10 protein-coding genes and 2 pseudogenes are annotated in these 21,642 nt (G+C 45.4%); 7 read left to right on the forward strand and 5 right to left on the reverse strand.

Features of this window, described 5'->3' with window-relative positions:
• Window positions 1–442: 442 nt before the first annotated feature.
• The 3 genes from gapS4a (at window position 443) to HCK03_RS09055 (ending at window position 3,471) form a co-directional block, all read left to right on the forward strand.
• Entirely contained in the window at window positions 443–1,369 is a 927-nt protein-coding gene (gene gapS4a / locus HCK03_RS09045) for a GapS4a family protein (protein ID WP_167691430.1), read from the forward strand.
• A complete protein-coding gene (gene gapS4b / locus HCK03_RS09050; protein ID WP_167691431.1) occupies window positions 1,359–2,516 on the forward strand; it encodes a GapS4b family protein in 1,158 nt (385 codons plus the stop codon). The genes gapS4a and gapS4b overlap by 11 nt, the downstream gene beginning before the upstream one ends.
• Window positions 2,517–2,739: 223 nt before the next feature.
• Entirely contained in the window at window positions 2,740–3,471 is a 732-nt protein-coding gene (locus HCK03_RS09055) for a phospholipase D-like domain-containing protein (RefSeq protein WP_167691432.1), read from the forward strand.
• A 271-nt stretch (window positions 3,472–3,742) separates the two neighbouring features.
• Here the strand turns inward: HCK03_RS09055 and HCK03_RS09060 are convergent, their stop codons facing one another.
• Window positions 3,743–5,428, reverse strand: coding sequence for a DUF262 domain-containing protein (locus tag HCK03_RS09060; protein WP_167691433.1), 1,686 nt, complete (start codon window positions 5,426–5,428; stop codon window positions 3,743–3,745).
• A 244-nt stretch (window positions 5,429–5,672) separates the two neighbouring features.
• Here HCK03_RS09060 and HCK03_RS09065 point away from each other — a divergent pair.
• The 3 genes and pseudogenes from HCK03_RS09065 to HCK03_RS09075 form a co-directional block, all read left to right on the forward strand.
• A pseudogene (locus HCK03_RS09065) lies at window positions 5,673–6,128 on the forward strand (transposase); the annotation flags it as partial.
• Window positions 6,129–6,178: 50 nt separating this feature from the next.
• Complete coding sequence (locus HCK03_RS09070) at window positions 6,179–7,207, forward strand: IS110 family RNA-guided transposase (RefSeq protein ID WP_167691434.1); 1,029 nt, start codon at window positions 6,179–6,181, stop codon at window positions 7,205–7,207.
• A 195-nt stretch (window positions 7,208–7,402) separates the two neighbouring features.
• Window positions 7,403–8,014 (forward strand): annotated as a pseudogene (locus tag HCK03_RS09075) (integrase core domain-containing protein); the annotation flags it as partial.
• Window positions 8,015–8,139: 125 nt separating this feature from the next.
• On the opposite strand, the gene HCK03_RS09080 reads toward HCK03_RS09075, so the two are convergent.
• Genes HCK03_RS09080 through HCK03_RS09095 form a run of 4 tightly spaced genes read right to left on the reverse strand, consistent with a single transcriptional unit; the run spans window position 8,140 to window position 19,895 of the window.
• Window positions 8,140–13,980, reverse strand: coding sequence for a DEAD/DEAH box helicase (locus HCK03_RS09080; RefSeq protein ID WP_167691435.1), 5,841 nt, complete (start codon window positions 13,978–13,980; stop codon window positions 8,140–8,142).
• Window positions 13,981–13,999: 19 nt separating this feature from the next.
• The gene (locus tag HCK03_RS09085; protein ID WP_167691436.1) at window positions 14,000–16,090 is read right to left on the reverse strand and encodes a hypothetical protein; all 2,091 of its coding nucleotides are present in this window, start codon (window positions 16,088–16,090) and stop codon (window positions 14,000–14,002) included.
• A gap of 11 nt (window positions 16,091–16,101) precedes the next feature.
• On the reverse strand, window positions 16,102–18,663 hold the full coding sequence (locus HCK03_RS09090; protein WP_167691437.1) for a hypothetical protein: 2,562 nt from the start codon (window positions 18,661–18,663) through the stop codon (window positions 16,102–16,104).
• Entirely contained in the window at window positions 18,660–19,895 is a 1,236-nt protein-coding gene (locus HCK03_RS09095) for a DNA cytosine methyltransferase (protein ID WP_167691438.1), read from the reverse strand. Before HCK03_RS09095 ends, HCK03_RS09090 begins: the two co-directional genes overlap by 4 nt.
• A gap of 279 nt (window positions 19,896–20,174) precedes the next feature.
• On the opposite strand from HCK03_RS09095, the gene HCK03_RS09100 reads away from it, so the two are divergent.
• Window positions 20,175–21,197, forward strand: coding sequence for a DUF4917 family protein (locus HCK03_RS09100; RefSeq protein ID WP_167691439.1), 1,023 nt, complete (start codon window positions 20,175–20,177; stop codon window positions 21,195–21,197).
• Window positions 21,198–21,642: the final 445 nt, after the last annotated feature.

Raw genomic sequence — 21,642 nt, forward strand, 5'->3', positions numbered from 1 at the left:
GCCGGAGAGGTGAACCGTCTGGAGGGGATAAAAAGCAAAAAGCCTGCGTAGTTTCCTAAGCAGGCTTCTTAAATTTGGCTCCTCTGACTGGGATCGCCTTTGCCAGTAACTGGCTAATAAGTAAGCTAAACCTGAATTGCCGCTCTGTCAAGACCACCAGAATGACCACCCATCGTTGCCGTTTACTTAAAGCAGGCTTATACGCTTCGCTTCATGTGTTGATCGTTCTATGGTGAACTCTATATATGAAGGATGGGTAGCTAAAGTGAGCATCAAAAAGTCTGCTTTGTGCCAGAAGCAGAAGCAGAAGCAGAAGCAGAAGCAGAAGCAGAAGTTGAGTGTTGACTCACTTCAAATTCGACTTGCTTACTCCTAATGTTGCTAAATGTGAATAAGATTAATACTATAAGGAATCATAATTTAACAGACGGCGGTTTAGGCAATGGGCGAGTTTTCAAAATATGTTGGAGAGGTGGGAGAGGAGATAGTCAATGACTTTCTAAAACTCTTTGGATGGAAAAATCTATGTAGTAACAAGCAATTAGATTGCTGTGTTGGAGAGCATGCTAAAAAGACACATGGGATAGATGCTTTGTATGTCTACAACTCTATGCTTCAAAAGCAATCATTAGTAAGTGTTGTTGTTTCCGCAAAGTATTCATCAGTTCCTTACGATAAAGTCAAAACCACTTTTCGTTCACATTTTAAAGACTTGGCCCATACCATTGAATGTTATTCAAAATCCCAGTTTAAAAGAGCTATAACAAGACAATTTCCAGGTAGTTCAAGAAAAGAAGATATTGGGGTTTTGTTTTATTTAAATAATGATGAGAGCGATTCAAATGATAATATTAAAAGTCAAATCATCAATCATAGAATCGATACGACCCTCAAATTCAGTGCCATACACCTTATTGATAATGCAAGAGCTAAATTTTTATACAACTCGATAAATTTTATCAAGAAAAAGCATGGTGAAATAACATTTTTCTGCCTTAACACAACGTTAAATGTTTCATCTTCAACAAGACATTCTAAAATAATGCCTGTTGAATATATTACCTCTCCAATAATTCCTATTTCTGTGCCTGATGATAATGGGCGAAAATTTATATTAATTTGCGATTTTAATTATAGTAAAGAATCACTGGGATTGGTATATAAACTAGCTAGAAAGCTTTGTTCCGATTTCGCAAATCATTATGAGATTTATTTCAATAAATATAATAAACTCACAGACTCCCCTTCAGTTGATGAGGTAAAAATGGCGCAGAGCTGTGAAGATGGCTCTGAGGATGTCGTAGGAGATATTACATTAATCGTTGATTCTTATAACAGCACTTTCAGGAGCATTTCTGATGAAAAATGATATTGATTTCATTCCCTCCGGAGATGAACTGAAAAATCTTGTGAGTCAGCAAAACTGTAATTCTACAATGATCAATAATCTTCTTAAAGAAAGAGGGCTTTTTTGCGGAGTGTCTGAAAAATCGGGCACAGTTCCAAACTTGATTACCTCTCTACTAAGCCCTGATGAATCTTATGATTTATTAACTAGCATTAAAACAAAGGAAAAATTAGATAAAGTAAATTTCAGAAACTTTAATCTCAAGCAAGATGTTGATTTGCTTGAGGAAGTTAGTGGGTTTGTAGATGTCGGTAAAATTACAAAAAATGGTTATATCAATTATGAGATTTCTGATTTTAGCGATTTCACATCCCTAGATGGTAGAAGTAATAACTCTGTAATAATGGAGTTCGAAATTTGTAAAACAGATATTTTAGATGATTGGTATATAACTGAGAAATTCTTTAAAGGATCGGTGGAAATCAAGAAAGACTTGAATAGCATCACTGGTGATTCCCAGCTTTTAATGAATGTCAAACTAAATCACACATCTCCTGAAACTAAAGAAATAGCTGAAAATGTCATAACCTTAATAGAGGGGCATTTGGAAAACAATAATATAATTGAGCACTCGCCTCATCGAGGTAGAGTTTTAATGGATGATTTTGAAAATGAAAAAAGAGTGAAATTCCTTAATGAATTAGCTTCCCTTCATATTGGATACTTATTCTACCATCAAAAAATAGACGATGTTCATTTTAACCCTGACCATTCTACTGGTTATGAAAAACAATCAGATGCAGTGACTAATTTCCTCGAAAAAGATATTGACCAGTATAGAGTTAAAGGGAATTTAGAGAATATAATATCGATTAAATGGAAACATATACACCCGTATGTACGTGTTACTAAGGTTGTGGCAAGTTATACGATTAGCTATGAATCTTATTCTGGTGAATGCAAGGTTGCATACGAATTCAGTGAATATGGAAGAAAAATTCCAGTGAATCCTGAATTGTGCATTACCTTTATAAATATAAAGGTTAAAGGTGCGTCGCCTTCTAAAATACATGATATTCAATCAAGCATTATGCGTGAGATTGAATTACGTAAAGTAGAATTGCTTACTAAATATAGAAGAGTTGCTGATACTGCATCAAACTGCTAACTCTATGGTTCTGCTCCCCTAGTTAATACCAAGTATTAACTAGGGGAGCAGATTCTTGACCCTGACCCCGAATATGATCCATTCATAATCAGGAATAACCGGCTTCATGTTGGCTGCGTATTCAGGCAACCGGAAGATTTGAATGTTAAAATGTCAATCATTACTTATAATGATGACTATCTGCAGTTGTGCAATCCAATAGCTTATAAAATGGAAATTTTAAATGACCATAAATAATCTTAATGAATTATTGATACCTGACGCTGACGGAAAGAGTCAAACTTTAGACAATTTTAATACTCAATCAGCTACAACAAGTGTTTATTTCAGAGATTTGGAGAAGCATTTAATTAACCATATCAAGTCAGCAGATATTGTGCTTGGTGCTGTTGCATGGTTAACAAGTTACTCAGTGCTTGATGCTTTAGCCCAAGATGATAAAGAAGTGGTTTTTGTGATTCAAAAAGAGGACTTCTTAAGACCGGATATTGAGGCAAAAAATGATTTTAAAGAAACTCTTAGAAAAAAATATAGCAACCTAAAAAACTCGCTAACACGCTATGATTTTGAAGGGACAATTCTTCCAAATATGTCTTATGCTGGTGATCCTTCAATTGACTCTGTGACATGTATCGGTAATGTGAATAATGCTAAGGCTGCGGCGTTCCCGCGAATGCATAATAAATTTATTATTTTTTCCAAAAAGGATGTTGATTATAATGTTCCAGAAGACCCTGAAAGTGGTTCAAGGATAAAAATTAGTCCATATGCTGTTTGGACTGGGTCATTCAACATAACTAAAAATGCCGGAATGTCGTTCGAAAATGCACTTTACATAACTGATATGGCCATAGTTAATGCTTATTATCAAGAATTTGCTCAAATAACAGCATTATCAGAATCACTCAATTGGTTTAAGGATTGGGTAGAACCGCAATGGCGTATAGGCACATAGATCATGAAAATTAAACTGATTATAGGTAACCCTATGAAAAGGTCTGCTTGAGCGGGTCTCATCAGTTAGCATATTGCAATACTCATGTCCGCTCTTCGCTCCGTGCCAGGAGCGGACATTGAGTACGTCACAATTTGTTAATCAATAAAGGGCAGGTCAAAGGATGACACTGATACATAGGGAAATCCCAGGCTATTACCTTCCATAGTTGCACTTAGCAAATTTGGGCAATTTAATTCCAGTACATTCATGCCCGTATATTTCAGGTTATTTACTCCTCAGATTCCAGCAGCCCAATTTCAGCTATACGTTCTTGGATCAGTTGTTTGCGCTTTTCGATAAAGCGTCTGTAATTTTCAATTTTCCAGAGTGTTTTCGGTGAAGAGGGGATGCAATGTAACTCTAAAAAATCGGCTGATTGATTTCTCAGCCATTGGTCCAGCGGTTGTGCACCTTTATCACCTGAGCCATTCTGATGCGCAGGCAAAAGCATACAATTTGCTAACTGGTCAATTTCCCAGTTTTCGTAGGTTCGGATCTGGCGACCGGTTTTTTCGTTAAGTTCCTTCTCAGCTTTCAGTATGCTACGTGCGAAGATATGGTCAATTTGTGGTTCGTGCTGGAATCCGGAGGATTTGTACTCTCCCCCATACCACATGTTGAACAGAAGGTGAATATGTCCACTACCATAGCCGCACCAGTCGAAGAGACGTTCCTCAGTTAAATGCAAGCTCCGGTTGGACGACACAATCGCAGCACGAATTTTTTTAACGTCAAAACTTTGTTGCTCATCAATCAACTTTACCAGTTTATCAATGATGCCATCAGGCTGACCGGAAAATACTCCATTGAGAAGCGCAGGTATCAGATACTGTTTTAAGGCTTGCGATTTTTCGAGTTTCTTGGGGAAATGATACTGCAGATATACCAACGGGATAAGTGCATTATAGGATGTAAGGGCTTTTCCGGTACGGATATAGGTTTTACTGACGATCTCGCCTTTTACAAAGAGCAGCGCTTTGGCTATTGCTGGCCAGTTCTCACTGATTTTTCTGCGGACTTCATCGTCACGTAATTTATCTACATCGTACTTAGCGCCGTAACCCAGAATAGTAGTACTCAGCTTGATGAGAAAATCACGAGAGAAGTTGAAGCGATCGTTATCGTTAATTTGCTCGAGAAAATCCTCAAAAATCACATCTGCTTCAGACCATTCTGTGGAAAGCAGGGTAAACATCAGGTCTGACTTACTTAAACGCGTACCGCCTGAGTTTGCGCGAATAAAAACTTCAACCACATCGTCAAAAGTAAGATCGCTTTCATCGTCACTGCTGTCAATCACATGATATAGCAAAGCGCCTTCATTGCTGAACTCCATACGCGCTCTGCTGAGGTTAATTGTTGCCAGCTCACGTTCTCCACCACTCAGCTCCAGTCCTTCTTCCTTGATGCGCTGGCCGAGGATCTGCTCAGGCAATTTCTTGTTGTAGATAATGTCGGACATTGCCATCCACGGCCAACCGGTACTAGACATATCCATAAACTCAAAGCGATAACGTAGTTCTTCTTTACTCGTTTGCTCACCACTCAGTAAATCAAAATGCAATACCCGGCCGTCTATACTCCCTTTCAATGCCAGATAGAAGCTCTGTAGACGCTGTTGACCATCGAGCACGAGCCATTTTGCCTTAGTTTTACCATGATGATAATGGTCCTTTAAATCAACCTTACCGCCATTAAAGTTCTGTATAAATTTACGGTGTTTTATCGCTTCGCGGGTTTTCCAGAAAAGCATTGAAGACAGAGGGTATTGGCGCATCACCGAGTCAAAAAGGCGGGCAATTTGATCTGTATTCCATACAAACTGTCTCTGAATATTTGGTAGCCAAAGTCCGCCTCCATCAGCTTCATCGTTGTTGATTTCCTGAACTATTGCCTTTATTGATTTACTTGGCATCGTATTCTTCCTTGTTGTCAGATCGTTGGTGCATACTTGAAATTGGCTCGCTTAAGCACATTAAGTAGGATTATCGGCAGAGAGATAATAACATTTAGGTTAAATGGGATCTTTCTAAGTATCTGTAAGTATCCCACCCAAGCGGCCCATTCACTTTTAGTGATTTTCCGACATACTGATTATGCCCCCCTGAGGAGATCGCTATGCGTAAATTCTATTCACCGAGCACCAGCTCATCGCCGTTATGAAGTCTGTCGAAGCGGGCAGGACCGTCAAAGACGTGTGTCGCGAGGCCGCTATTTCCGAAGCCAGCTATTACAACTGGAGGGCGAAATATGGCGGGATGGAAGCCGCTGATATCAGAAAAATCAAAGTTCTTGAGGACGAGAATCATCGCCTGAAGCAGATGTTTGCCGATCTGAGTCTGGAATGCCGGGCGGTGAAAGACGTCATCGAAAAAGCTTTAAAACCAGCGATACAGCGTGAGCTCGTCAGTTATCTGACCGCGCAGTTTACGATGAGCGTACTCCAGGCATGCAGGACGTTATCGCTGAGCAGGACGGAGTATCGTTATCAACCGGATACGCGACGTGATGAAGCGGTGATCCAGGTGCTGACCGAGGCGGCCGAGCGCTATCCCCGCTACGGATTTAAGAAGCTTTTTCAGGTGCTTCGCAGGCAGGAACACGTCTGGAACCACATGCTGTAATCTTAATACGATCCCAGTCTGTGATATCTGAGGTGATTGCCATGAAAACTTTCGTTGGACTTGATGTTTCCCAGAAGAAAACAAGCATCTGCGTTATAGACCATAACGGTAATAAAATTCGGATGGTTAACGTCGATACGCATCCTGGTGTTATAGCTGATTATCTCTTTTCTGAAGGATTTGATAAGTCGAAAGTGGGTCTGGAGACAGGGCCGCTTTGCGTCTGGCTTTACCATTCTCTCAGGAATTTTGGTCTGGACGTTGACTGTATCCACGCACGACATGTTCATGCGGCTTTATCTATGCAGTTAAATAAAACCGATCAAAATGATGCTTTTGGTATAGCAAGACTGGTTCTTTCCGGCTGGTACAAGCCAGTACATGTCAAAAGTCTTCAATGCCATCAACAACGACTCATTCTTACCAGCCGGGAAAAATTGGTCCAGCTTCGTGTTGCCGTAACGAATCAGATCCGCGGACTTTTGAAAACCTTCGGGGTTGTTCTTCCACCCGGGAAAAATAGTGTTTTTGAACGTGCCGTACTCGAGTCATCACCTTCGCTGGAAACAGTTAAACCTGCAGTTATTATGTTGCTTGATACTTGGGAACATCTTTCCGGGCAAATAAGAAAATTTAACTACATGCTAGAAAAATTAGCCCGAAAAGATCCGGTTTGCCAGATATTGCAATCTATTCCGGGTGTGGGTGTTCTGACTGCATTAAGTTTTAAAACGTCAATTGACGACCCCTCTCGCTTCAGACGGGTCAGCGATGCAGGAGCTTTCCTCGGATTAACGCCCAAAAAGTATCAATCCGGCGAAGTTGACAGAAATGGGGGAATCTCAAAGCAGGGAAACAGAATGACACGCACGCTTATCTACGAAGCAGCATCCTGCCTGTTAACGCGTTATGGTACTGATACAAGCCTGGCAATATGGGCAAATGGACTCCGACGCAGGATGGGTTACAAGAAGGTTATTGTTGCCCTGGCTCGAAAACTGACGACATTGATGTTAAGTATGTGGAAATCAGAGACATTTTATAATGAACGTCTTAAAGCGGCAAATTAAAGAACGAAAATTCATAATCAAATCAGATTGAGCTCGTCGTACACTTCAATTCCGGGACACGCTTTGCAGGGCAATATCCCTGCGGGAATCACATAGGAATGAAGACGACGTCTGGCAACATGTTGTAGCATCTAAAAAATGACTACGAAGACGACAAAGACCCCATCTGATTCAGATATTGACTGATTAGACGACAAGCGGGTACACCGAATTTACTGTCTATTAAAACTGAATTTTCGTCGTAAGGGTAAACTACGCCTGCCGGTGCGCAATCCGGCTCCGCTGGCCACGCCGGAAGCGCTCAACCAAAGTTTGTCGATTGATTTTATGCACGACGTCCTGACATGTGGCCGACGTTTTCGGACTTTTAATGTTGTGGATGATTTTAACCGTGAAGCTCTGGCTATCGAAATTGATCTGAATAACCCAGCGTAGCGGGTCGTGCGGGTGCTGGATAGAATAGTGGAAAATCGTGGATATTCAGTGAAGGTGCGGATAGATAACAGACCGGAACTAATATCACTGGCGCTGGCGCAATGGGCTGAAGACCATGGTGTGATGCTGGAATTTATCAAGCCGGGTAAGCCGACGCAGAATGCGTTTGTCGAACGTTTTAACAGGACGTACCGGACAGAAATACTGGATTTCTACCTGTTCAGAGCGCTGAACGAAGTATGGGAAATAACGGAACGCTGGCTGAATGAGTACAACAGTGAGCGGCCCCATGAATCCATGAATAACCAGACACCGGAAGAGTACCGGCTGATGGCCGAGAAACCGGAAATCTCAAAAAGTATGTGGAACTGAAGCTGGCATACTTACATCATGTCATGTCATGTCATGTCATGTCATTGCATAAATGCGCTTTCATATCGAAAGCGCATCCAGCAAAAAAACATCAGCCAGTAACTATCAGCATTATTGCGACATTTTTAACTCCGTTTAAGGTTAGCAAGCGCGCGTAATGGCCGTCTTTCCAGCTCGAATGTATCAATGAACCGCAGCGAAGAATTCCCATCAACTAGCCCCAAGGAGTCAATCAGAACATTTCGCTCAGGTTCTCTACATTGCCACAGAGGATGCGTAACGACTGCGCGCCAGAGTTCTTTTCCATCCTGAATTTCGGTAAGAACCGGTAATGAGTACTCTTTAGACAATTTGATTGTTCCAGGCCGTAACGCCGCGACGTCTTCCGCCAGCTCAAATGCTCTGTCTCGCCATCCGATCATTTCAGGATGAATCCAGTCATCATCGTTCAGACCGCAGGCAAATTCAGGTATAACCATTGCTCGTAAGTATGCCATTCCTAAACGCCAGTCCAGTAAACCGTGATACCGGCGGTTACCGTAGCGCTGTATGCACTTGTAACAGGCAGTTTGACACTGAGCGGGATGATCCTTCTTAAGAAAATCAACCATTGGCCAGACTCGCTTATCTTCCAGAATCTCATGCAATAATGTGACTATCAAAGGCGGCCCACCAACGACGACTCGCTCGGCAAGCCGTCTGCATAATCCTGAACCGTTGATCAACGCGTCTGCGATTTGCAATATAGGTTTCTCATGATGGAGTCGGGGTTCAAGCGTTTCGAATTCGTCTGGAGAGACATCCAGATAGAGCGCAGCTTTGTGCGTTAATATTTGAGTCGCGCTGATAGCCGCCGCGCGCGTAGGCAAATTCATGTATTCGCCGTATCTGGCTATCATGTTCAAATTAAGGCGAGCATCAAATTGCATTAACTCCAGGTGGAGCGACTCAGTCTCTTTGCTTGATACAAGCCCAAAGTTTTCTTTTTCGCCAGTACACCGCCATCTAAAGTTATTGCGTAATCCAGCCCAGTTTGTATCAATCGCTTGATTCCCTTTAATTGGCGAGTAGTAGGTAGCTAAAGGAATAGGAGCCTTTTGATCCGTCGCTAAATCAACGGAAAATCGTTCACCTTCCTTCTCTCCGTTAATCGGCCCATCATTAAGACGCAAAATAGTGACGCCACCACGTCGTACGTTAAAAGTACCGCAATTTTCTGGGATATCTTTATGCAATACGGTTGCAGTAGTTTTTAACGACATACGAGTAAAGCTGTCCATGTCATCTTTTGGTTCGAAATCCGTACGGAAAGCGGCAGGCGTGATATAGAGTTCGAATTCTTCTGGGCTAATAGGTGTATCGCAATCCTCACAACCAATGTCGTTAACAGGTTTATTTTGCTCAAGTTTAGCGGATCCGCATGAATGGCAAATTGCAACATAGTGACTCGATTCTTTCCATGAACATACCGTTGAGAGATCTGAAACTCGATTATCTCGGACTTGAGGTTCTCGGTAGTTACCGGTAAAGCCGATCACTTGATGCTTTTTTTTATCCTTAATTAACACCGAGCCAGGAGCATACTCAAAAACTGCAAGATCAAGATCGCGATCCATCGTTGACCATTCGTATTCCGTCTCACCATTTGCCCCTTTTGTTTTGCGCAATCCCAGATAAAGATTACGTACCCGAGTCGGCATTCCATACATCGGCAACAGACCTCGTTCGGCCAGAAAACGAGCAAGGCCCGTACTGTCGTCAGGCGCGGAAGGCCTTAGTTTTTCAATTTCTTCAATTATTCTTTCGGTGTTAATTGCGGAATAAAGGCGTCGGCGCTGATCGGGGTCAAATGTTGCTGCTTCAATAAAGCGTTCTCGTATGTTCTGATTTACTTCCAACGCGCGATACAATAGTTTGGCCCAGTCAACTTTATTATCATGATAGTAGTCATGCGTTGAAATATATTCACCATGAACATCTGGCGGAACGAGCTTATCTCCAGGGAATATCATTTTGTTTTTTCGGCATTCTTCGCGCATATCGTTAAACGCGCTCTTAAGCCAGATTTTCCGCAAAAGTCTTTGGGGAATTGCGTCGTGATCTACTGCCAGGAAAGGAGGAGGCGGTGGATCGCCGGTGATCGCATGCGGATGAGCAAAGTAATAAGCATCGTGAGTTCGTCCGCGGCAGAATGTGATCACAAAAGAAAATGCCTGGCCGCGTCGTCCTGCGCGACCGACGCGCTGTTGGTAATTAAATCGCTGGGGCGGCATGTTAGCCTGATATACTGACTGAAGCGAACCAATATCAATCCCGACTTCCATCGTCGTGGTGACGGCAAGCATATCGATTTCAGCATTCAGTTTTTCAAGCTCGCTCATCTCATCAACGAAAATCCCCTTGAATTTGCGTAATCTGTCTGAGAAATCATCCGTTTGTCCCGTCAACTCCTCGACGTTCAACCGGAAGCGTTTAACGCCGTCCCGTTCGCCTCGCACTATACGTTTGCCAAGAAAATTGTCTTCCCATAACTTTTCAACGACGCCTTTGGATTTGGTATCAAGCGGTCTCGTACAACGGGTACAACGCTTAAACCCTAAATGTAAGTGGATCCGCTCGCAGTTGCTGCATTGCCAATAGGGATCGCCTGGTTTGGCTACCTTGAGATATAATTTACCAATATTGAATAAACCAGCTGAATGCCCTCGCATAGCAAAATTATTTAAGATTTGTGTTAAATTTTCTAGGTAATTATTCTCGCCAAATATAGCTCTAGCTATACGCTTTACTTTCTCTTTAGTTACATCTTTTCCTGTATTCCATTCGACAGCATTTTCGGGATCAAAATATTTATTTTCTTTGACGCGATAAATACCAGCAAATACTCTTAACCAAGCATCAAGCTCGGTTGTATCCTCTCTATCTGAAATGCATGGATACGCTAATCCCGTCTCTTCCAACGCGAAGAAGGTATTGGCAAAAATAACGTCATCAATTAATTCAGACTGAGTATCAAGTATCTTCTTTTTGAGATCCAATCGTGCAGATGAAGAAAGCTTCTCATGATATTTAACGATATTTTTCTCTTTTATAAAATTGGCATACCAGATGTCGCTGCCATCCCCATCAGCGTTTGGGTGATATTTGTAAGGCGATATTCCCAGCCCAGCCAGTTCGGAGGATACTCTTCCGATGGAATCGCCTTCTGGTTCCAGCAATTTATCGATTTTTACTCGCCTGTACTTACATAGATCAGCAATGCCCGCTTGGTTTTGTTTGAGTTCATGTAAGCGAACATACTCAATCATGTCTTTAACTTGTAGGGCTAAATCCATTTTCTCATCGATACTGTCTTCAGAAATATACTTGTTTTCAGCCTCTCGGATCATCTCTCTGGCGGCTGAGACCAAAATTTCCCTGCGCAGATCGCGTAAATGCAATCGTTCGATTTCCAGCGCCATCGATGCCGCATCCTGTCGACTATCGGAAAAAACAATACTCTTGGCTTCTGCACCGATCGAATGCAGCAATTCAAATAACTCTGTCGCCACAAGTTGTGATGACTTAGTCACACCAGTACGAAATGCGCGAATGGGGGTTCTGGAACGATTGCTGGCTGGTCGACTGGAATAATCGATACCGCAGTTCGGGCAACAAAAAGGCTGTGCGGAAGGTTTTTCCGATGGTTCGCCTTTTTTGCTCGGGGCCGGTTTCTGGAAATAAAGATATCCTCGAACCAAATCGGCATTCGTCGCTGATGTGTCTTGTCCGACAGTCACAATTCCGGTGATAGGATTAAGCGCTGCCTTTTCCCATACATCCCAATTTTTTTCGCTGCTTGCTGGATTTTCATCAACTATATCGACAGGCCAGAAAACCGCAAACTCATCCAGCGCCATATCATCGTAATATTCAGCGCCGGGGCGTTCCGGAAGATTTTCCAGATTGGTCGCTGATGGCAGTAGTTCAACCGTCGAGCCTTCATTTTTTCCCTTCTGACCGCCGAGCAGCAAGTCGCCACACGCTTCACAATACAGCATTTCGAACAAACGGCGACCACGTTTTCCGTCTGGTGTTGATGGCGTATGCGACATGCCTCGTTCCAGGCAAAAATCGGCGAATTTCGCCTTTTTGTCTCCCGGAGATACGGAAGCGAAGAAACCCTCGATATTTCTGACGAATGTATGCACACGAAAGGCTGGCGTAACATTGGCTGGCTTCTCGCAATCAATCCCGGACTCCGGCAGCGCGCGCGCCAGCATTAATCCACGTAGTGCCAATTCCGACTCATCTGGCTTACCCGGATCTTCCCTCAAAAATATCTTATCAATGATCAGTCCAGGTGGCATTGCTCGAGGCAATTCGCCGTCATTTTCAATGCAGGCGTTTGTCAGTAACGCGGCGGCGATTTCCGCCGCTTGTTTGATGCCTTGTGTGACATTTTGCTCTTTCACGCCGAGAGCCTGGAATATATCAAGTAACGCCTGTTTCAGCTCGTCCGTCATGTTCAGATTACGGACGACATTGCCTTGATCTGCAAGGGCAGCCCGCATTAATGCGGCAAAAGGCTGTACGGCGATTTTTCCGGATGGCTTCGACGGAATGAAAGGTTTTCCCTGAACGACGCAGTTACGCCAGAAATCTGGTTCGACGCAGCCAGGATCCAGAGAGTCTCGGCAAGTGCCGAAGGGGGCGAAGAGATCCCGCAGGTACTTCCGCGATTGCTCTCCATCCGTGCCGTCCATCGGTAGCGATGCGGAAGACGCTAGCAAACGCAGCTTGTAACGGTGTTTCGGTGCGTCAAGTCCGAGCTGAACAATTAGTGATTTAATCAGCATAGCGGTTTCCGTACCTGCGGAACCGCGCATTAAATGCAGTTCATCGAACACCAGATAGAAGTAAGCGTCGTCATTGTTCATCAGCCATTCGCGCGTAGCTTCAAAAATATTATTCTCGACTTCGCGCGAAAGCATTGCTCCCAGCATTGAGGCGTTGGTGACGAGAACATCAGGCGGGGTAGATTGCATATCCCAGCGAGAAACCATCTCCGCGCCGTCTGTCGAAGGGAATATATACCGAGTCTTTTCCGAAGAAGTTTCTTTTTCGTCGAATATGCGTGCGGCCTGTTGATCGTTATCAATTCGGTTCAACGCCTTACGCAATTTTTCAAGATTACGGGCACGACGACTTTTTTCCGAACTGGTGCTGGAAAGACGGGGATGGCTGGCGTAGCCGGTAACCGGTGTGGCGCTGGTATACTGCCCAAAGAAGATCCTGTTTCCGGCGAAACGCTGCTCCATAACCTCTCGCGCATCATCTGAATCCAATGTTTTACGCAAGCGCGCCATTTGATCTTCAACCAGAGCGTTCATCGGATAAAGCACCAGCGCCCTGACCGCCGCCGGGCGTTTTTCTCCTTCGCGACGAGAAACCCAGTTCTTTTCTGCGCCGTTCCACCATCGGTTTTGTAGATAGCCTCCGTGAGGCATGGTCCAGTTGACAGCCTCATTTGATAATGCTGCCAGAATAGGCAGCATAAAACTTTCCGTTTTTCCCGAACCTGTACCTGACGTCACTATGCCGGGACTGCCGGGACGCAGACCGCGTCCCAGCATTTGAGTCTGGTGGCTATAAGGCGCATGGACTGAACGACGCTGCCAGGTTGCATCGCCGGGTTGCGAATCGAACAGACCAGATAATGCCAGTTCGACGAACGCCTTTCGGCCTTCAGGAGACAGGCTATTCAGCGGCCCGCCGTCGATATCGACCAGATCTTCAAGCATTTTATCCGACGATTCATACCGTAAAACGGGTTCAATATAAGGTTCTGCAGCGAATTCCCCGCTACTGTTCAAAAGATTGCGTCTTGAAATCGCGACAAAAGGGTCGGCGATCCGGAAGTTGGTTTCTATGTATGAAATGAAGAAGTCTTGGATGCGGCGAAAACCGCCAATGGGATCTAACATGATTTCCCTCTCCTGTAATCTATTGGGCGCATATCTCGTTATTCTGTAAATCAGCGTATAAATCGACTAACCGCTTCTGAAGCATCACTTTGTTATCATCGTCGAGCAACCCGACTTCATGCGCAGTTCTCATCGCCTGTAGCGTGTTTGCCAGATTTAGACGCCCGGCTGACATTTTATTCGCGATTACGAGTTTGTCCGAGATCTCACTCAGCGGTGCCGCGCCAGGATTCAGCTCGCTATGATTTTCTGGGGAAAGATGCAGGGGAGACAACGCAATTGCATTTTGAATGACGACATTTTCCATCCGTAGACGAAGATGCCTCTCTTTCACTTTTTCCACTTCTTCGCAATCTTCATTTTCAATGGTACCGCAAATCAGAAAGCGTCGGGGCACATCACCGTCACGCACACTGCCTTTCAGCGCCGGTAACCAGAAACGCGCGCCGGAACATTCGACACGCTCAATAACGGCGAAAATCGTTCGAGGACGGGAGGCACCACTCAGTAATAATCCCTGGTAAAGCGGCGTTGCCAGATGATTTCCCGCGCGAACCCAAAGATCCTCGCTTGAAATCATCGTCGGATCGGCAACCAGTCGAATGGAGCGGCCTGAAGAAATCAGTGATTCGGCAATAGCAAGGAAGTCTTGTGTTTCCGGGCCATATAGCAACGGACACTCGCCGGCCAACATCAACGCCAGAAATTGCGTCATGAGTATCTTTCCGTCGGGCGTCAGCAACTTGTTCTCTCTGACGGTATGACCGAATTCTTCGCAGGATACGACTCTCGCTTGCGCCGGGAGGCGTACTTCGGGGATCGCTGAGTAAGTCATGCGACGAGCCTTCTCAGCAATAGCGATATCCATTTTTTCGAGTTCATTTTGCGCCTGAGTAGTACGTTCTTCGACATTTGTTAAAGATGCCAAACACACTTCACGCTCGCAGGTCAAGGAAGCCAGTATTTGATGCTGATTTTCGTTCTGAGCACATAAAACAGCGGTAGCGTCTTTCAGACGGCTAATTTCGCTTTCGAGATACGCTTTTTCCTGTTTGAGCGTTCGTTCTATATCCGCTTGCTTTTCTGCAAAATCAATCTGTAATTTTTCTTCTTCGAGAAGCCGTAATTGTGCGATCTCCTCTTCGATCTCGCTTTTCCTTGTCTTCTCAAAAACGGCCATTTCCGTTTCAATAGCTTCACGGCGTCGCAGTCGTTCAGTAGAAAACTCTTGATCGAGCGCCTTATGCTGTTCGACGCGCAACGCGACTCGCTCTTCTTCCGCAATGTTTTGTATCTGATGGTCGAGAAGGTGGGCGATATGCTGGTCCTTCAACACCGCTTCGGTAAACTGACGAGTCAGCGAATCCTCTTCCTCCAGTTTCTTAGCCAGCTCTCCTGCCCGGAGCGTTTGAGCAGCAGCCAGAAGAGCATCGACACCGGAAGCTAATTTCCCGTTTTGCTCATTTGTATGCACCCGAAGCCATGAAGCAATTGCGGCAGTCGAATCAGCGCAGGAAAGGAGTTGAATGACGTTTTCGATGTACTGCTTATCCGGCGTCCAGTCATGGATCCTGGTAGGTGACGCATCGACATCGGGCATATAAAACGATTTTCCCCTTTCAGATATGCCTGATACGGAAATAACGCCATATTCATGGAAATCATATTCATAAACGTTCTGGCTTTTGGACAGGATCAGATAACCTGATTTCAACTCAACCAAATTCGCCAGAATTAGACCATCCGGCCCAAAACGGATTGCCCATAATCCCGCTTCGCCATCTGTCGTTATGCCATCGAAACTCAATTGGCGACGCACTTCCAGCAGCGACTGGCCGGCAGATAAATCATAATAAGGATAAATACGGCGGGCATGTTTCGCCTGCGCTCTGTTGCGTATGCCGGGCCCAACATGAAAAGCGGCCCATTCGCCCTTACGAAGCGGCAAAGCATCAGCATCGTTAAACTCAACTTCTCCCGTAGGAGGGAACAGTTTCTTAGGGTTTTCGAGCGTACGCCAACCATCAGGCGTTTCCTGAGCGATGGCTTTGAGGTAAGACTGATAATTTCTGCGATCAAATTGACCAAGATACCAAGGGATTTTGCTCATCTTAATTTTCCTTATAATCCCGGAGTCAGCGTTAGCCGACCATTTCGCCATATCAGACGTATTTTTCCGCCGGAATGACGACTGGCGGAAACTAAGCGGCTTATATCGCCTTCGTCTTCTGGCAAGAGGGAATAGAAACATCCCGGAAGCAGTGATTCTAGCCAGAGGAAAGCGGCATCATCGACAGGATAGGCGAAGCCGGAGTCTATTGGGCCTCCGTTTCTTAGCGCTTGACGCCGTATTCCCGCGGCAAGCGCGTCGGGCAGGCCGCAATCCTTAATAAGGCATAGCAAATTATTTTTGGCCACGCGTTCAAACACGGGTTCCCGGTTTTTCGCGCTTGCGGCGATAATAGCGGCGGTTCGGGAAAGATAATTCATCGTTTTTCGTCCGGAAATGACCCGATAGATATCATGATCTCGCCCACCAGGATGAATATGAAGTGACAGGGACGCTGATTCTTTCTCTAGGGAACCATACTGCTGAAATCTTCCTGAACGCCAGTTCCAGACCGCCGCTGGCTCGTGTAGTTCAGCTGCGCGTTCCGTCGAGACCAGTGAAAGTGGTGTTGTATCGGATGACGACGGTGCTTCGATAAGCGGCCATCCCATACGTTGGGATAACGCAATAGGATTAGCTAGTACTGACCCAAATACAGGTGGCGACCAGGGGCTTACGCCGCAGCGACGAAAACTTTTTCCGCCCAGCCCGGCGACCGCTTTTTGAAAATCATCAATCAGACTGGCGCAGACTGCACCTTCCACAATAATCAGACTATTTTCTCCATTGCGAACATAAAGCAACGAAGGTTTAACGAGCGTCCATACCCGACCTTTCCACCCAGGGCGCAAACGTGGCTGAATCAGACCCGCATGATGTAAACAACGAATCAAATGCCATATGTTGATGCTGCCATCCACATGCTTGAGAAGCGCGAATAACTCTGCTTCTTCCCAGCCGCTGGCTCCGCTGGCGTAAATCGCCTCCAGAAGATGATCGCAACATGCTTCGCTATCTTCCCACTGTAACAGTTCTTCGAAATTAAACATCGGTGCCTTTGGTGAAGGCGTCGACCAGTCGCAAAGAGGTTCAAACCGGTATCTTGCGCTTTCGCCTAAAGTTGGGTGTGGTACGGCGCGGGTAAAAAAACGCGCGCGACGCCGCCATGGCGGCGTTTTTTCCCCCACTTCAAGCATCGGCTCGATGAAGAACTCACCACTAAGCGACACAAAAGAAATCAGACGACCATCTATTATAGAAACGTTAGTTCCTGCTCCATCATTCCGGGATGAATATATTTTGTAGCGTCGCGTATCTGACTCAACAGAAGGCAAAAACGCTGGTAATCCCAGCCATCCGCCAGCTACTCGTATTCCACCGTATAACTGAGGGCGCGTAACGTCATCATCCTGAATACTCAAACAGGATCTTAGTGAGCGAAATATATCCATCGCTGAAACTTGGTTCAGCGGCTGAGCCGTTAAAATCCAATCGGCCTCTGCAATATAACCGTTGAGGCGCTTGCTCATCTGTACGGAATGTTTACTGGATAAGGCGATATGAAACCGTTGCGAGTATACGTCGGGAGACGGTTTCGCTCTCCAGCGCCCGTGCCCAATCTCATAAAAAAATAGTAAACCGGCCTGCGTCGCCTTCCCCAGATTTTCGCTGCTCCCGGCGTCCCGGGCGTTAAGGGCTTTGGATAACGTAGGATGAAAAACGCTTTCGTCTCTCTCGCCTGCACTACTGAAATAACATCGCGAACCGTCGAAGTCGACATACATATCAATGATGGTCTGATGCTTCGTTATACAGGACGATATCCCGACCGCCCGTTGACGCAGGCGCCAGAAAGGCATATCGAACAGCGCGCGGCGCCCCAAAAACCACGCGTCTCTGAATTCGGCGAAAGCCTCTTTCAGCGCATGAGAAACGCTTTGTCTTTGAATAACAATCTGAAAGTATTCGATTAACTGGCGTGGGTTATCGGCGGCTTGCGGATAGCTTTCGAGACATTCGCTCATCAGGCGCAGATCTGCTTTATTCGGGAATGCAAACCGCAAGGTGTGACCGATCTGAACCCAGCGATCCCGCGGCGGAAGGATAAGACGCCTATAGGACTCGCCTTCCTGAATACGTTGGTTAAGCCATTCTGCTAATGCCTCCCACATCGCGTTGACGCCGGATAAGTTCTGAAAGCTATGCCCGGTTCGCAACCAGTTCTGTAGCTTCAGACGAAACTCATTACGTTCTTCCTGAGCGTCGAATTGACTGCTAATAAGCAAGGTCATGACAAGATAAGTAAAATATCCGGGCGATCGACGAGTCGACTTTTCCATCATGCCGCCTTCAAGGCGCTGCGGCAGATCCCGTATTTTTGACATACAGGTTCGAAACGCTTCTTCAATTTCATACGCGCTAACGCCGCTGTCGGCGAATGCCGCCGCGAGCGTCTCCGGCGTAACTTCAAACCAGCGAATATCCTGCGCATCGCCGTCGGTGCCGAACCGGAGAAAATAATCGATCAGTTTACTTTCCCAGCCATCTGGCGTAACGAGCGACGTCCAGTTCATTCGCGAATATCCTCCGTCCGGTGGGTATTAATTCGGATGGCCATAGCCAGTGGCTCCAGAATACGTTCGGCCAGAAAACGTACGGAAGGAACGGCGAGGCCGTCACCGATCACTTTAAACGCCGACTGATACGCCTCCGGGAGAATAAAATCATCCGGCAACCCCATTAACGCTGCCGCTTCTTTGACCGACAACAAGCGCGTTTTCACCTGATTGCCTTTGACAACGATAATGCGAGGACGAGAAGCCCCGCCTTTTGGCGTCCTAAGGCAACCAAGAACGGCCGAGAACGTAATTTCGGTCCGTTGCCGGTTGACGCCTCTTTCTTTGCGCATGCGTAAATAAAGGCTGCCTGTTATTGACTTGCCGGAGGCCTGCGCGTTTGCCAGGCGCACCAAGTTCGCCGGTGCCATCATACTGATAAGCCGTTGTGTCTCATCGACAGAATGCCATAGCGCGTTTTCGTCTTCAAAATCGATTAAGTCGTCCAGCTCCTTCGTTCTGGTGTCTGGCATATTGCCAGGCGACCACCAGATCCAGTCATTGCGAGCATCCTTCGCCAGCGCATCACAGGCGCGAAGGAGCGAAGGTGAATGCCATTGCGAGATAGGTTCTTCTGAAACCAAGCATTCGGGAATGGAAACATTGCGACTAATCGCCACAAGAAATACACGGGGCCTAGACTGTGGAAGAAAGTGCTTTGCATCAATAATTATTGCGCCATATCGGTAGCCCGTTTTACTTAACTGATGGCATATCGCGGCGAAATGACTCCCTTGATCCAGCGTCAGTAACCCAAGAACATTTTCAAGAACAAGAATCGGCGGTTTACGGTTTTCCTCACCTAGCCTGCTTATTAAATCGAGAAACGGCCATACCGCGCCGGAACGCGTGGTTTCATCCGCGCTGGAATCTCTTTCGCCAATTCCCAGGCCATTGCCAGCCAGCGATAAATCCTGGCATGGAAATGAGGCCCAGCTTAAATCAGCGTGGAGCGGCAGTTCATCGGGGGCAACTTCGCGTACATCGCGTATGTCGAAATGTTCGTCGCTCCAGTTTTCGATGTAGGTCGATGCTTTTATGGGGTCCATATCGTTGGCGAAAAGGCATTGCCACTGTTTACCCAGCCCAGCCCTGGCCATACCGCCGCCCGCGAAAAACTCATAGAAAGTGAATCCCGCCTCGTGAGGTTCCATTAAATTATTGTCGTTAGTGACGGCTTTAGTGCTCATGACCTGACCATAAAATAGTATTGCTGAATCGGGGCATCGATCAATTTCCTGAAAGGGATATTCTTAACTGGATATTCTATAAAATCATGAAGATAATATCTATATGGATAAATGTACGGGCTGTGTAGAAAAGTACAGAAACTGACTGAAAAAAAAGATAAATTTTTGCCTTCAGCAAGTGAGGCTGTTGATACGAATACGAAAAAATGCAAACAGTCAGCACCTGCGCTGTAAATTGTTTTTTTTTAAAAAAATTCACTACTGGAGCGGATAGCTAAAATGTCGTTTACCATTCTCCCCTGGTCTGAGCTAGCACCACGATACGATGGGACTATTTTACTGGGCAACGGCGCAAGCATCGCCGTCAGTCCTCGCTTTGCATATGGATCTCTGTTTGAAAACGTCACGCAAAGAGAGAGTCTGGAGGCAGATGTACGAAGACTTTTTGGCTTTTTTAAAACTAAAGATTTCGAACTTATTCTGCGTATTGTTTGGCAGGCGTCTAACGTCAATAAATCTTTAGAAATTGAAGATGCTCGCACCCATGAGGCCTACCTCCGAATCCGCGAATGCCTTATTCAGGCTGTACGAGATGTGCATCCTGAGCATGATGAAGTTGATGAACAACTGCCATACATTTACGAGTTTCTGAAAAGATTCAAAACGGTTATTTCGCTTAACTATGATCTGATCGTTTACTGGACAATGACATATGGTCTGGATATCAACGATCATCATCGATTTAAGGACTGCTTTCTTGCCAGAGGTCTTTTTGAGCAGGATTGGCAACGGTTAAGAGGAATGCTTGGAAATGAACAATCTAATACGCTTGTTTTTTATCCACACGGCAGCCTTATACTATGTCGAAACCGTGTTGAACAGGAACATAAAATCCATATCCGAGGATCTGGCTTACTCGAATCAATTCTGGAACGTTGGCAAAGCGAGGAAGTTGTTCCGCTATTTGTCAGCGAAGGAACGTATGAGCAGAAGGTTAGTTCTATTCAGAGTAGCTATTATCTTTCAACAGTTTACCGTGAAGTTCTCACCGAATCGCGTGAAAATCTGGTGATTTTAGGTTGGGGGATGGGTGAGCATGACGTACATCTGCTAAAACGTATGGCGAAAACAAGAATTCAACGCGTCGCCTTATCTGTTTTTCGGGGGGATCAGGCTTATTGCACCAGAGTTAACCAATTAATCAGAGATAATCTGGGACCACATGTCCGCATCGAGTTTTTCGACAGCGAAAGTCCGGGCTGCTGGAATCAGCCACCAGAAAATCTGATGCCGGGGGGCTAACTGATAACGGGGCATGGCTGAGGCGGCACGTTACCAGAGCCCAGCACCGTACAGCAATGCTTCTACAACGGAACTGTGATCAATCGAATCTGGCAGTCAACTCTGCGGCAGATGCGGACATTGCCACGCTGTATTCAGCAATATATTTTATTATATTTTTCATGTAAATACATTGATTTTTCATTACGAAAATCCCAACGCCGCATGGGAACTAACTTCACCTTTGCTTTCCTCTGAACGATCGTAATAAGTCGGTCACCATTATGTTCAGCATCGCAAGGTCATTAACGGGATGTTTTAGGTACTTGGTTCATGGAAAACTGCTTACGTACTATTCAACAGGTGCTGTAATCGGGAATTATTAATCTTAATTTCAACAACACGGAATCGTGGATAACCTCCTTTTATGAATATCTGAGCAAAATGGTCATTTAAGGATCTCTAT

The organism is Klebsiella terrigena (genome assembly GCF_012029655.1).
In the GTDB taxonomy this organism is placed as follows: Bacteria; Pseudomonadota; Gammaproteobacteria; order Enterobacterales; family Enterobacteriaceae; genus Klebsiella; species Klebsiella terrigena.

What these genes read in the sequence shown, in the direction of transcription:
- gapS4a (WP_167691430.1), top strand. Translation starts at nt 443, where the DNA reads ATGGGCGAGTTTTCAAAATATGTTGGAGAGGTGGGAGAGGAGATAGTC.
- HCK03_RS09095 (WP_167691438.1), bottom strand. Translation starts at nt 19,895, where the DNA reads ATGAGCACTAAAGCCGTCACTAACGACAATAATTTAATGGAACCTCAC.
- HCK03_RS09085 (WP_167691436.1), bottom strand. Translation starts at nt 16,090, where the DNA reads ATGAGCAAAATCCCTTGGTATCTTGGTCAATTTGATCGCAGAAATTAT.
- HCK03_RS09055 (WP_167691432.1), top strand. Translation starts at nt 2,740, where the DNA reads ATGACCATAAATAATCTTAATGAATTATTGATACCTGACGCTGACGGA.
- HCK03_RS09100 (WP_167691439.1), top strand. Translation starts at nt 20,175, where the DNA reads ATGTCGTTTACCATTCTCCCCTGGTCTGAGCTAGCACCACGATACGAT.
- gapS4b (WP_167691431.1), top strand. Translation starts at nt 1,359, where the DNA reads ATGAAAAATGATATTGATTTCATTCCCTCCGGAGATGAACTGAAAAAT.
- HCK03_RS09080 (WP_167691435.1), bottom strand. Translation starts at nt 13,980, where the DNA reads ATGTTAGATCCCATTGGCGGTTTTCGCCGCATCCAAGACTTCTTCATT.
- HCK03_RS09070 (WP_167691434.1), top strand. Translation starts at nt 6,179, where the DNA reads ATGAAAACTTTCGTTGGACTTGATGTTTCCCAGAAGAAAACAAGCATC.
- HCK03_RS09060 (WP_167691433.1), bottom strand. Translation starts at nt 5,428, where the DNA reads ATGCCAAGTAAATCAATAAAGGCAATAGTTCAGGAAATCAACAACGAT.
- HCK03_RS09090 (WP_167691437.1), bottom strand. Translation starts at nt 18,663, where the DNA reads ATGAACTGGACGTCGCTCGTTACGCCAGATGGCTGGGAAAGTAAACTG.